Here is an 11,713-nt window from a genome sequence, read left to right on the forward strand (position 1 = left end):
GCGCTAAAAAGATCAATCTGTCTCACATCGTGGATTTCGGTTTCATTGTTCGGACAGTTTTCCGCGGTTTTTCGAGAAGCGTACTCTGGACGCGTGAGCTTTTCGCACCGGCCACCCGCCCCGCAGCACCCGAGCCACTTGCGCTATGCCGCACGGGCGGTTTTGCGCGCCGGCTTACTTCTCCTTGCCAGCGGCGCCTCCGCTTACCGGGTCAAACACTCTATGGAGCGCACCGCCCACGCCCTGGGGATCCGCACCACCCACGCCGCGGTCTCCTTCACGGAGATCACAGTTACGTGCTACGGCTGCGGGGATGTGTGCACCCTCACCGGGGAGCAGCGCACCCTCGGCGTGAATGCCGCCCGTATTGACGCCCTTATTGTGGCCATTGATGCTCTCCCGGCCGGCTCCACTCCCGCGCAGGTCACGAGCGCCCTCGATGATGCGATTGCGCGGGCCCGCAGCTATCCGGCCTGGGTATTGGCCCTGGTGTCCGGGCTGGCCTGCGCCTGTTTCTGTTTCCTCAACCGGGGCGGGGTGGTGGAATGCGCCGCGGTCTTCTTCGCGGCGAGCGTGGGGCAGGCGGCGCGCGGCTGGTTGGCCCGCCGCCTCGTCAATCACTTCGGAATTTGGTTCCTGGTGGGGGCGCTGGCCGCGCTGCTCTACCTGGCCACGGTGGGGGTGGCTGAGGCGTGTTGGGATATTGCGGTGGTGCACGAAGCCGGGGTGGTTTCCGCCCTCCTCTTCCTCATTCCCGGGTTCCCGCTGGTCACCGCGATGCTCGATACGATTCGCGCTGATTTTTCCGCCGGGCTCACCCGCGGTGCCTATGTCACCATGCTCATGCTGGCCGCCGGGATGGCGGTCTGGGTGGTCACCGTTATTTTCGGTACGGATATTGCCCCGCATGCCGCCTACGTGATCCCCGAGCCGTGGCTGGCTCTGGCGCGCGGTGCCGCGACCTTCGTGGCCTCCTACGGTTTCGCCATGCTTTTCACCGCGGAGCAGGGCGCGGCGCTGCTGGCCGGCGCCATCGGCGCGATTGTCAATGCCGCACGCCTAACCGCCCAGGATGCCGGTTTCTACAATGTGGCCGCGGTTTTCCTCGCGGCCCTGGGGGCCGGCGTGCTCGCCCACCTCCTCACTCGCCGCACCCGTTTTTCCCGGGTCTCGCTGAGCGTACCGGCCGTCGTCGTCATGATTCCGGGAGTGGTATTTTTCCGCGGTCTGCACGCCATTAATGCCGGGCAAATCGCCCAGGCTGCCGGAGCGCTCACCAACGTGGTGCTGGTGATCTGCGCGGTGGGTGCCGGGGTGGCGGCCGCGCGCATGATCACCGACCGGCACTGGCTCATGGAGCCACCCCACGAACTCAGCCCGGCCTTCGACGAGTAGCGAATAGCGTGCCGGGGCCCGCACGCGCGCCGCGACCAGCGCGACCGCGGTGCCTAATCCACTCGGCCGTCCACCACCCGCACCGCCCCGCGATCCGCCGAGGTGGTCATCATGGCGTAGGCCCGCAGCGCCTTAGAAACATGCCGGTCCCGCTTCTCGGGGCGCCAGGGCAGCTCGCCCATCTGGGCGCGCCGCTCGGCCAGTTCTTCTTCGGACACATCCATGGCGAGCAACCGGGTGGGCACGTCGATAATAATATGGTCGCCTTCGCGCAGCAGCGCAATATTACCGCCCGCGGCCGCCTCCGGGGATACATGCCCGATGGACAGACCCGAAGTTCCCCCGGAAAAACGCCCATCGGTAATGAGCCCGCACACCTTCCCGAGCCCCAGACCCTTGAGGTAGGACGTGGGATACAGCATTTCTTGCATCCCGGGCCCACCCTTGGGACCCTCGTAGCGGATCACCACAATATCGCCCGGTTCCACCGCTTTGGACAAAATAAGTTCGACGGCGGCCTCTTGGGAATCGACCACCCGGGCCCGCCCTTCGAAATGGAAAAGCTCTTCGCTAATCCCGGCCGTTTTAATAACCGCACCGTCCTCCGCCAGGTTCCCGCGCAGCACGCACAGCCCGCCGTCCTTGGTATAGGCGTGATCGGCACTGCGAATACAACCGTGCTCCCCGTCCAGATCCGGGCTTTCCCAGGTGGAATCCTGCGAAAATGCGCGGGTGGTGCGCACGTTCCCCGGCGCGGCACTGAAAAGATCACGGGCCTGCTCGGAAGGCGCCACCCCGCGGATATCCCAGGTTTCCAGCCAGGATTTCAGGTCATCGGAATGCACCGAATGCACCGAGTCATCGAGCATCCCCGCCCGGTACATTTCCCCGAGCAGCGCCGGAATCCCGCCGGCGCGGTGGAAGTCCTGAATATGGAATTCGGTGGAATTCGGGGCGAGCTTGACCATGCAGGGCACCCGCCGCGAAAGCGCATCAATATCCGCGAGCGTGAAATCCACGTGCCCTTCCTGGGCGATGGCCAAAATATGAAGCACGGTATTGGTGGAGCCGCCCATGGCCACATCCATGGACATGGCATTGGTAAACGCCGCTTTCGTCATAATATTGCGCGGCAGCACGCTGGCGTCGTCGTCGTTATAAAAACGTTTCGTGAGCGCGACGATGCGTTTCCCGGCCTCCTCGAAAAGCCGGCGGCGCCGGGTGGCGGTGGCGAGGGTCGAGCCGTTGCCGGGGAGGGACATGCCCAGCGCTTCGGTCAGGCAATTCATGGAATTTGCGGTGAACATGCCCGAGCAGGAACCGCAGGTGGGGCAGGCGTTTTCTTCCACGCGCGCGAGCTCGTCGTCCGTGATGGAATCATCCACGGCCAGGGCCATCGCGTCGATCAGGTCAATATTATGATCGACGACGCCTTCCACCGGCTTGCCCGCCTCCATGGGACCGCCGGACACAAAAATAGTGGGAATATTCAGGCGCATGGCCGCGATGAGCATGCCGGGTGTAATTTTATCGCAATTAGAAATGCAGACGAGGGCGTCCACGGTATGCGCATTGCACATATATTCGATGGAGTCGGCAATAATTTCGCGGCTGGGCAGCGAGTAGAGCATGCCCTCGTGGCCCATGGCGATGCCGTCGTCCACGGCAATGGTATTAAATTCGCGCGCCACCCCGCCGTTCGCCTGGATCACGTCCGCCACGATTTTCCCGACGTTGCGCAGGTGCACGTGCCCGGGAACGAATTGGGTGAAGGAATTAGCGATAGCAATAATCGGTTTTCCGAAATCTTCCGAGCCCATCCCGGTGGCGCGCCAGAGCGCCCGCGCCCCGGCCATATTCCGGCCTGTTGTTGAGGTTGCCGATCGCAGCTGCGCCATTATTCCCCTTCGTATCGTGTGTTGTGGTGGCGGGCGGTGCCGCCGTGGTCCTTAGTCTAGCCGTGTCCACGTAGTGAGAATTGCTTTCTCACTTTTCGGACGTGGTTGCGGTGGTGGTCGCGGTGGTAGGAACGACGACGATGGTCCCATCCCGCAGCGTCTCCACTCGGATCGGCCATTCGTATACCCGGGTGAGTAGCTCAGAAGTGAGTACCTGGCGCGGGGTGCCGGCCGCTTCCACCCGGCCGTGGCGCAAGAGGACCACGTCATCGCAGAGCGCGCCGGCCAGTTGAATATCGTGCAGCACGGCGACGACGGTGTGCCCGCCTGCAGCCAGGCGCCGGCACAGCTCGAGGAGGCGCTGCTGGTGGGAAANTGAGGAGGCGCAGCACGTGCGGGACAATGAGGCCCACGAAGCCGATCACGCCGGCGAAGCACACGGCGGCGGCGGTGAGGATGGCGGTGAGCACGATGGCGGAAGCGCGCAGGGCGGCGACGTTCACGCCCACGTGCCCGGCTTCGCGCTCCCCCAGGCTGAGCAGGTCGAGGCGGCCGGCCAGCGCGAGGGCGCCAAGGATACCGATGCCAACCACCGCGCCCACCACGGCGACCTGGAACCAGGAGGCTCCAGCCAGCGATCCCATCTGCCAGAACACGATTTGTTCGCGGGCATTGGTATCGGCCAGGTAGGTGGCGATGGAGGTGAGGGCGGAGGCCACCGCGGTCACGGCGATGCCGGTGAGCACCAGGGTGAGAGTTTCAGCGCGCCCGTGCGAGCGCGCCAGCAGGTAGACGGTGGCGGAGGTGACGAGCCCGGCAGCGAAGGCTCCTAGCGGTACCGAGAAACCGCCCAAGGCTCCGGGAACAAAGACCATGGTGAGGGCGGCCCCGAAAGCACATCCGGAGGACACCCCGATAATTCCCGGTTCGGCCAACGGGTTGGAGAAGACCGCCTGCATAACGGCGCCGGCCACCGCGAGCGCCCCGCCCACCAAAACGCCTAAGCAGATGCGGGGGAAGCGAATATTCCAGAGCGCCGCCATGACGAGGGGATCTTCCGGGGGCGCGGCCAGCCCGAAGCGGGCGGCGATACCGCGCCCTACATCTCCCACGGTGACGGGGAATTGGCCCAGGTGTGCGGAGAGGAGCATACCCAAAGCGAGGAGCACGGTGAGGATGAGGAACGTCCAGAAGCGCCGGTGGCGGCGTGCTTTTATGCCGGCGGGCACCGCGGGGAGCGCTGGCATGGCTGACGCTCCGGGTGCTCCCGGCGTGCCCGGCTCCGCGGGCATAGCTGGCGCGCCGGGCACCGCGGAGAGCGCGGTGGCCGCGTGCCCCTGGTTGCCGCGCTGTCCACTCATCCTGTCTATCTTGCCTTAATGTTGTACGGAGCGCTAATGGCGCGGCGCCCGGGGCGCGTTTTCTGCCGTAGTCTCCGGCTGCGCGGCAGTATCCTCCGCCGTCTCGCGGTGCGCCGCCCCTTCCACCGCTGCGCCGTTCTCCCGCACGGCTTCCCGCACCCGCGCTTCGGTGATCTCGGCGGGCGGGCCGGCCAGCACCAGGCGCCCGCCGGAGAGCACCGCCACGGTATCGGCTTCGCGCACCGCATCGAGGCGGTGGCTCACTTCAATAATGGTGGCCTCGGGCAGGGCGGCGCGCAGATTGGCGCGGATGCGCGCTTCAAGTTCGCTATTGAGGGCCGCGGCGAATTCATCAAGGATGAGGACGGCCGGGTGCATGAGAACCGCGCGGGCCAGGCACAGGCGCTGCACCTGCCCGCCCGAAAGCGCATATCCGGTGGGCCGCCCGTGCGAGGTACCGCCTCCCACCCGGGTATTCAAGCCGTCCGGCATGGCCCGCACATCGCTATCCAGCCCGGCCACGCCGAGGGCGCGCCACAGCTCAGTTTCGGTGGCCTTCGGTACCCCGAGCCGCAGATTATCGGCGATGGTCCCGGCCACAATCTGGCTTTTTTGAGACACCCCCACCACGCAGGCATGCAACGAAGCGACCTTGAGGTCCGTGGTGGGAATCCCGCCGATGCGCACCATCCCGGATGTCGGGTCATCGTAGCGTTCCACCAGATGCACCAGGGTGGATTTACCCGAGCCGGAACGCCCGGCCAGCACTGTATGGGAACCGGCGGGAATACGCAGGCTCACTCCGCGCAGCACCTCGCGCTCGCGCTCCGGGTAGGCGTAGTGGACGTCGTCGAATTCCACGGAGAGGCCGCGTTCGGGCATGAGGATCCCGGGGCCGTCCGGGCACGGCTGGGGCGCGTGCGCGAGGGCATAGATACGCCGCGCGGCCGCGAGCGAGGCATCGAGGGACGACGCCGCATCTTCGAGAGCCTGGGGGCCTTCCCATACCCGCAGCGCCGCCACCGCGCCGGCCGCCGCGAGCGGCAACGAGATACTCGGGTCACTCACTCCCACCGCGATAATCCACGCCGCGCTCATACCGGCGGCAATAATATTGGCCCCGCGGCGCAGCCCGGCCACCCAGGCCGGGAAAGATCCACCGGTGGCGACTTTCGCACCCAGGGCCGCTGTTTCGTCCATCCGGTCGGCGGTGCGGCCGAAGACGAGCACGTCTTCGAGGCCGTAGAGCGAATCGGTCACATGCGCGGCCAGATCGGCGCGGGCGGCGAGTTGCGCCGTCGTCGCATCAATCGCGCGCCGGGTACCCACGTAAGGGATAACCGCAAGTGCTAGAGCCGCGGCCACGGCCGGCAGCGCCATCGCGTGCCACCCGAGTAGCGCGCCGCCCACCAGCAGCGCCGCGGGGGTGAGCACGTAGGCGCAGACCACCGGCGCCACAGTATGGGCGTAGACCACTTCAATGCGGTCAATATCGCGAGTGAGGGAGGCAACGATATCCCCCGAACGCGAGCGCGCCATAATCCCGGGGGCCTTGGGCCACAGGCCGGCAAAAACGCGGGTGCGCAGCAGTTCGAGGGCCCGGAAGGCCACGTAGTGCCCGGTGAATTGTTCGAGGTAGCGCAGGGCGGCTTTGAGGAGCGCGAGGAGAGCCACGAACCAGAGGAAGCCCGCTCCCCCGCCGCTGCTCACGGCCGCCACCATCCCGTAGGTCGCCACCGCGAACAGCCCAATATCGGCCACCTGGCCGGCGGCCCGGCACAGGGTGGACAGGGCGAGCGGGCCGTGGACGGGGCGGGTGAGGGAAAGCAACCAGCGCAGCACGGTGCGCAACCCCGGCGCGGCGCCGCTTGTTACGCGGACGGCGCCGTTATTCTCGCGCGCACCATTCCCGCGCAGCACGGCGCCGTTATCCTCGCGCGCACCATTCCTGCGCTGCACGGCGCCGTTATTCTCACGCGCATCATTCCCGCGCAGCGCGGCTTTATTACTCGGCGTGGACATCACTGACCTCCTCGAGAATTCCGTCGCGGACCCGCACCACCCGGTCCGCCAGCGCCGCCAAGGCGGGACGGTGCGTGACCATGACGAGCGTATACTCGGGCCCCAGCCCCGCCAGCGCCGCACAAATCCGGTCTTCGGATTCGAGGTCTACCTGCGCGGTGGGCTCGTCGAGCAGCAGCAGGGTGCGCCCGGCCAAAAACGCCCGCGCCAGCGAAATACGCTGCGCCTGCCCGCCGGAAATCAAAGCGGAATCCTCCCCGAGGTAGGTATCGAGCCCCTCCGGCATCCGCGCCACGTCCTCGTCCACCTGCGCGCGCCGCAGTGCCTCCCACATCTGTTCCGCGGTGGCATCCGGGCGCGCCAGGCGCAGGTTATCTGCAATAGTTCCGGTAAACATCCACGTTGTTTGGGCGACGACGGCGCTGCGCGCGCGCAACTGCGCCAGGTCACCACTCTCAGCATCCACGTGGACCTCGCCAATCTGCACACTCCCGGCTTGCGGGCGCAGGGCTCCGCGCAGCAGCGCGAGCAGGGTGGATTTCCCGGCTCCGCTCACTCCCACAATCGCGAGGCGTTCCCCGCGCGCCACGCGCAGATTCACCGAGGTCAGCACCTCTTCACGCCCGTAATTCACCGCCGCGTTAGTCACGGTGATCAGCGGGGCGGCGCTGGCGGGCGGGGTGGCGCCGTCACTCTCAGCCGCACCTGAATCCTCAACGGTGCTGGGAGCCGCAGCTGCGCCGTCGTGCACTATACGCGGAGCGATGGCGAGGTACCGGGTGATGGCTTTTTGGGCGGCGCGCCCGCCCATCCCGATGTAGAAGAAGCCCGCTACCTGCGAGAGCGGTTCAAGGAGAACCACCGCGAGGAGGGCCACGGCGAGGGCTTCCCACGGGGCGAGGTGCGCGGCGCGGGCGGTGGTGAGCCCGGCGGTCAGGCAGATGAGGAGGAGCCCGACCAGGCCGTCCATCACGATAATGACGATTTGGTTGCCGGCCAGCATCCGCATAATGGCGCGGCGGTTCGCTTCGCCGCGGCGGGCCAGGTCGGCTTCGGTGCGTTCCCCGGCGTTAAAGAGGCGGATGGTGGTCATATTGCGGATGGCGTCGAGATAGCTATCCACGAGGGTGTCGCGCGCGCGGCGCGATTCGGTAGACGCGCGGCGAAAGAAACGGAAGAAGAGGCCGATGCCGGCGGGGATAAGCGGGAGGGCCGCCATCACGCCGAAGCCGATCACCGGGTCAATGGCGATCCCGATAAAGGCGAGAGTGAGGAACGGGGCGAGCAACGCACCAATGGTGGTGCCCACGTAACCCTGCCGGTAATTGGTGATGCGCTCGACGCTATCGGTGAGGAGCGGGAGGAGGCGCCCAGCAGTATAGGGCGTGGGGGTGCCGGTGCGGGCGAGCGCGAAGGTGCGTTCGAGGAGCCGGCCGCGCAGCCGGCGTTCCTCCGCGCGGGCTGCCCCGGTGCTGCCCACTCGTTCGGCTAGCGCGCAGGCGGCGGCCAGGGCGAAGAAGCCGGCCGCGAGCCAGAGGTGGCCGGTACTCAGCGGTGCCGCGCTGGTGTGAGCCGCCGTCACGTACCCGGCAATAATCGCCGCGATGGTGGCCAGGCGCAGGCAGGCCGCGATGAGCGCGGCGCGGCGCCCGGGGGCGGAAATCGGATCCGCCCCGCGTGAGCGAGGGCGCTGCCGTGAGCTCGGGCCTTGTGTCGACCGGGCGGCATGCCCGGCCGGCGAAGAATGCGGATGTCCCTCGCGCGAGCTGGGGCGCTGGGCCACGGTCATCCTCTCACTATCCTTTCGTATTATCCCTTCGCGGTGCGCTACCGCGGGCACCCTGCCCGCCCGCGTTTCCCACGCCGCGTGGCGTGTTCCCACTACGTGCCGGCTATGCGTTCCCACCGCTGCCGGCGTTGTGCCGCTACTGGGCAGTGTAAAGCGCCTGGCCCATCGCGCGAATAAGATCGCCACTTTGCGGACCGAATCCGAGGGAAAGGTTATCGGGGATGGCGAGCACGCGCCGCTTCTTCCCGGCGTCGGTTTGCGAGATCCCGGGTTGGCCTTCGAGCGCCTCGATCCCGCCGAGTGCGCCCAGCCCATTGGTCATCACGATAATAACTTCGGGGTTGGCCACGAGCAGCGCTTCCTGGCTGGCTGGCCGGGCCTTGGTGACTCCCGCTTCCCCGGCCATATCGCGCCCGCCCACCGCGTCAATCACGTCGCTGGCACCCGATTCGCTCCCGAGCAGCATAAACAGCCCGGCCTGGGGGCGAATATTGAGGAAGACCATGCGCAGCGGGTCGGCCGGGGCCAGCTGGGCGACGTCGATCCGCGCCTGCGCGATGGATTGGGAAATCTGGGCGGCCAGTTCTTCGCCCGCCTGCCCGGCTCCCACGGCGCGGGCGACTTCCGCCGCGCGGGCGGGCGCGTCGTCGAACTTTGTTGCGCGCGTAAGCCGCACCACCGGAATACCGGAGGCTTCGAGTTGCGCGAGGGCACCTTCGGCCCCGCGGATCGTGCCGTCGGTGAGGATCAGGGTTGGGGCGAGGCGCAGTACTGCCTCGGCGTTCACGCTGTGCCCGCTCTCGGTGACGACCGGAACGTCCGCGAGGCTCGGCTCCGTATCGGATACGGTGCGGCCCGCGATGGTGGTGCCCAGCCCGAGGGCGAGGAGCGTTTGCGAAATCGCGGCGGACATATCGAGGGTCACCACGCGCGACGCATCGGTCACGGTCACTTTCGCGCCACTGGCGTCCGTGATGGTGACGGGGAGGTTGACGGCGGCGGGCTGCGCCGGATGCGGTTCGGGGAGTGGATCGACGCTCACCATTCCGGTGAGGCTGCGCGGATCGGGCACGGCTACCGCGGTGGTGGTGGGCGCGGATGCTTGCGCTTCAGCAGCCGGTGCGGATGCGGCGCCTTCTTTCGGGGAATTCCCTTCGGTTTTCCCGGTGGTTCCGCAGGCGCCCAGGGCGAGTGCGAGCACCGCGCACAGCGCTCCCCAACGTTTCATTCTTACCTCCATTTCGCGTGTACCTAAGGTACGACGGCGCAGCTAGCCCCCGCGAGCAACCCGCGTGCATGTCGCTATCCGAAGGCGGCGCGCCGATCATGTATCGGACGGTACCACACCCTTACGACAAGGTTGAGCCCTGGCGACGCATCCGCCCAACTGTCGCTATGTGAGCGGATCCGGGTACACACCTTTCCGGCTGGTGACGCTTTGGATCAGCTTCTTTGCTGAGACCATTTCACCTATTCCCTTCGCCGGCTCTTCGGGTTAAATGGGTGTGTGGGGTGCCAGCCCCAAACAGGACTAACACCCCACACACAAGAAACATGGCGGCAGTGACCTACTCTCCCACACCCCACCGAGTGCAGTACCATCAGCGCAAACAACCTTAGCTACCGGGTTCGAAAAGGAGACCGGGCGTATACCCTTGCCGCTATAACCACCGCCACAACCAAACAAACACCAACCAACCCGCGGTGGCCAGTCATCGCACAGTGAACGCAAACATACCTATCTCACGCAAAGAATCTCTCACACATTATTTTTCCTGACNCGGCGCCGTTGCCCCGTGCCGCGCCGCCGCCTCGCCCGGCCCCGTTCCCCCGTGCCGCGCCGTTTCCGGATCCGAGGCCCATGGCCACCAGGTCGCGCACCAGGTAGGCGAAGGGGAAGGTGGAGTTTTGCGGCATGACGGCGCGCAGGCGCGCCAGCTCCCGCCAAGAGAGAGAGGTAACCGCGGTGGTGCCGATACGGACCTGCCCGGAAGTGGGGCTGAGGTCGCCGGCGAGCAGGGAAAGCAGGGTGGATTTTCCGGTGCCATTGGGGCCGAGCACCCCGAGGACCCGCCCGGGGCGCGCGGTAATGCTGACGTCGTGGAGAACCCGGTGGGTACCGTAGGCGAAATTGAGGTGCTCGGCGCGAAGCTCCCCGGCCGGCCCACCCACCGCGGAGAAAAGATCAACCACGGGCACCTCGCAGGTTCTTGCGCAGCAGGATGAAGAAGGTGGGGCCGCCCACCAGCGCGGTGAAGATTCCGATGGGGAGTTCCGCGAAGGGCACGAGGGTGCGGGCCGCGAGGTCGGCGTAGGTGAGGAGCACCGCTCCGCCCAGGAGCGCGGCGGGGATGAGCATCCGATTCATGGGGCCCATGAGGAGGCGCAGCACGTGCGGGACAATGAGGCCCACGAAGCCGATCACGCCGGCGAAGCACACGGCGGCGNTTGTTTATTATCAGTACTCGAAGGATCGGGCTCGGCGCACGCGGCGGGGTGTGAAAGAACAGTTAGACAAGGCCAGGCGTGCGGTGGAAGGGAAAATACCGGTCAAGCGTAACCGGTATGTTGACTTGCAAGCTCCCAATAAGCGCGTGAACCAGGCATTAGCGGATAAGCATCTTGCGTTGGCTGGGATTAAGGGATATGAGACGAATCGGTTGGATTTGGATGCTGGTGCGGTGATCGGGTTTTATCGCCAGTTATTCCGTATCGAGAAGGCTTTCCGGATGGCGAAGTCGGATTTACGGGCGCGTCCGATCTTTCACCGTAAAGAAGACTCGATCCAGGCGCATTTAACGATTGTGATGGTAGCGATGGCGTGCGGGCATGTTCTTGAGCAGTCCACGGGTGTGTCGTTGAAACGGTTGGTGCGGACGTTGAAGAAGTACCGCTCGTTCACGCTTGAGGTCGGCGGGCAGGTCGTTCATGCTCGCACCCCGCTGCCGGCGGACGTGGCCGTGCTTATCGAGTCACTGCCAAAGTCGCACTAAATGAGCCAAGTCAGGTTTCACCTATTCCCTTCGCCGGCTCTTCGGGTTAAATGGGTGTGTGGGGTGCCAGCCCCACAACAGGACTAACACCCCACACACATAAGAAAATATGGCGGCAGTGACCTACTCTCCCACACCCCACCGAGTGCAGTACCATCAGCGCAAACAACCTTAGCTACCGGGTTCGAAAAGGAGACCGGGCGTATACCCTTGCCGCTATAACCACCGCCACAACCAAACAAACACCAACCAACC

At 65.9% G+C, this 11,713-nt stretch carries 9 protein-coding genes, 2 rRNA genes and 1 pseudogene; 2 read left to right on the forward strand and 10 right to left on the reverse strand.

The window, feature by feature from the left end; genetic code table 11:
* Positions 1-93: 93 nt before the first annotated feature.
* Positions 94-1,395, forward strand: coding sequence for a threonine/serine exporter family protein (locus CZ322_RS09555; protein WP_234984533.1), 1,302 nt, complete (start codon positions 94-96; stop codon positions 1,393-1,395).
* 53 nt (positions 1,396-1,448) lie between these two features.
* Here the strand turns inward: CZ322_RS09555 and ilvD are convergent, their stop codons facing one another.
* The 9 genes from ilvD to CZ322_RS09600 all read right to left on the reverse strand — a co-directional run bounded on the left by ilvD (position 1,449) and on the right by CZ322_RS09600 (position 10,905).
* A complete protein-coding gene (ilvD, locus tag CZ322_RS09560) occupies positions 1,449-3,293 on the reverse strand; it encodes a dihydroxy-acid dehydratase (RefSeq protein ID WP_026429555.1) in 1,845 nt (614 codons plus the stop codon).
* Positions 3,294-3,381: 88 nt separating this feature from the next.
* Complete coding sequence (locus tag CZ322_RS09565) at positions 3,382-3,600, reverse strand: ATP-binding cassette domain-containing protein (RefSeq protein WP_200807194.1); 219 nt, start codon at positions 3,598-3,600, stop codon at positions 3,382-3,384.
* Complete coding sequence (locus tag CZ322_RS09570; RefSeq protein ID WP_234984534.1) at positions 3,560-4,654, reverse strand: FecCD family ABC transporter permease; 1,095 nt, start codon at positions 4,652-4,654, stop codon at positions 3,560-3,562. Before CZ322_RS09570 ends, CZ322_RS09565 begins: the two co-directional genes overlap by 41 nt.
* A 33-nt stretch (positions 4,655-4,687) precedes the next feature.
* Positions 4,688-6,676 (reverse strand): amino acid ABC transporter ATP-binding/permease protein, encoded by a 1,989-nt coding sequence (locus tag CZ322_RS09575; protein ID WP_087071105.1) that lies wholly within the window; start codon positions 6,674-6,676, stop codon positions 4,688-4,690.
* The gene (locus tag CZ322_RS09580; protein WP_087071106.1) at positions 6,660-8,465 is read right to left on the reverse strand and encodes an ATP-binding cassette domain-containing protein; all 1,806 of its coding nucleotides are present in this window, start codon (positions 8,463-8,465) and stop codon (positions 6,660-6,662) included. Before CZ322_RS09580 ends, CZ322_RS09575 begins: the two co-directional genes overlap by 17 nt.
* Before the next feature lie 136 nt (positions 8,466-8,601).
* Entirely contained in the window at positions 8,602-9,693 is a 1,092-nt protein-coding gene (locus CZ322_RS09585) for a heme/hemin ABC transporter substrate-binding protein (protein ID WP_159455034.1), read from the reverse strand.
* A gap of 327 nt (positions 9,694-10,020) precedes the next feature.
* Positions 10,021-10,140, reverse strand: a 5S ribosomal RNA gene (gene rrf, locus CZ322_RS09590).
* A gap of 68 nt (positions 10,141-10,208) precedes the next feature.
* Positions 10,209-10,664, reverse strand: a complete 456-nt coding sequence (locus CZ322_RS09595) for an ATP-binding cassette domain-containing protein (protein ID WP_459543368.1) — start codon at positions 10,662-10,664, stop codon at positions 10,209-10,211.
* Complete coding sequence (locus CZ322_RS09600) at positions 10,651-10,905, reverse strand: iron chelate uptake ABC transporter family permease subunit (protein ID WP_087071108.1); 255 nt, start codon at positions 10,903-10,905, stop codon at positions 10,651-10,653. Before CZ322_RS09600 ends, CZ322_RS09595 begins: the two co-directional genes overlap by 14 nt.
* A gap of 10 nt (positions 10,906-10,915) precedes the next feature.
* Here CZ322_RS09600 and CZ322_RS09605 point away from each other — a divergent pair.
* Positions 10,916-11,458, forward strand: a pseudogene (locus tag CZ322_RS09605) (IS1634 family transposase); the annotation flags it as partial.
* A 110-nt stretch (positions 11,459-11,568) separates the two neighbouring features.
* Here CZ322_RS09605 and rrf (CZ322_RS09610) read toward each other — a convergent pair.
* A 5S ribosomal RNA gene (rrf, locus tag CZ322_RS09610) occupies positions 11,569-11,688 on the reverse strand.
* Positions 11,689-11,713: the final 25 nt, after the last annotated feature.

It is taken from the genome of Actinotignum timonense (assembly GCF_900155575.1).
GTDB lineage: Bacteria > Actinomycetota > Actinomycetes > Actinomycetales > Actinomycetaceae > Actinotignum > Actinotignum timonense.

What these genes read in the sequence shown, in the direction of transcription:
- ilvD (WP_026429555.1), bottom strand. Translation starts at nt 3,293, where the DNA reads ATGGCGCAGCTGCGATCGGCAACCTCAACAACAGGCCGGAATATGGCC.
- CZ322_RS09575 (WP_087071105.1), bottom strand. Translation starts at nt 6,676, where the DNA reads ATGTCCACGCCGAGTAATAAAGCCGCGCTGCGCGGGAATGATGCGCGT.
- CZ322_RS09580 (WP_087071106.1), bottom strand. Translation starts at nt 8,465, where the DNA reads ATGACCGTGGCCCAGCGCCCCAGCTCGCGCGAGGGACATCCGCATTCT.
- CZ322_RS09585 (WP_159455034.1), bottom strand. Translation starts at nt 9,693, where the DNA reads ATGAAACGTTGGGGAGCGCTGTGCGCGGTGCTCGCACTCGCCCTGGGC.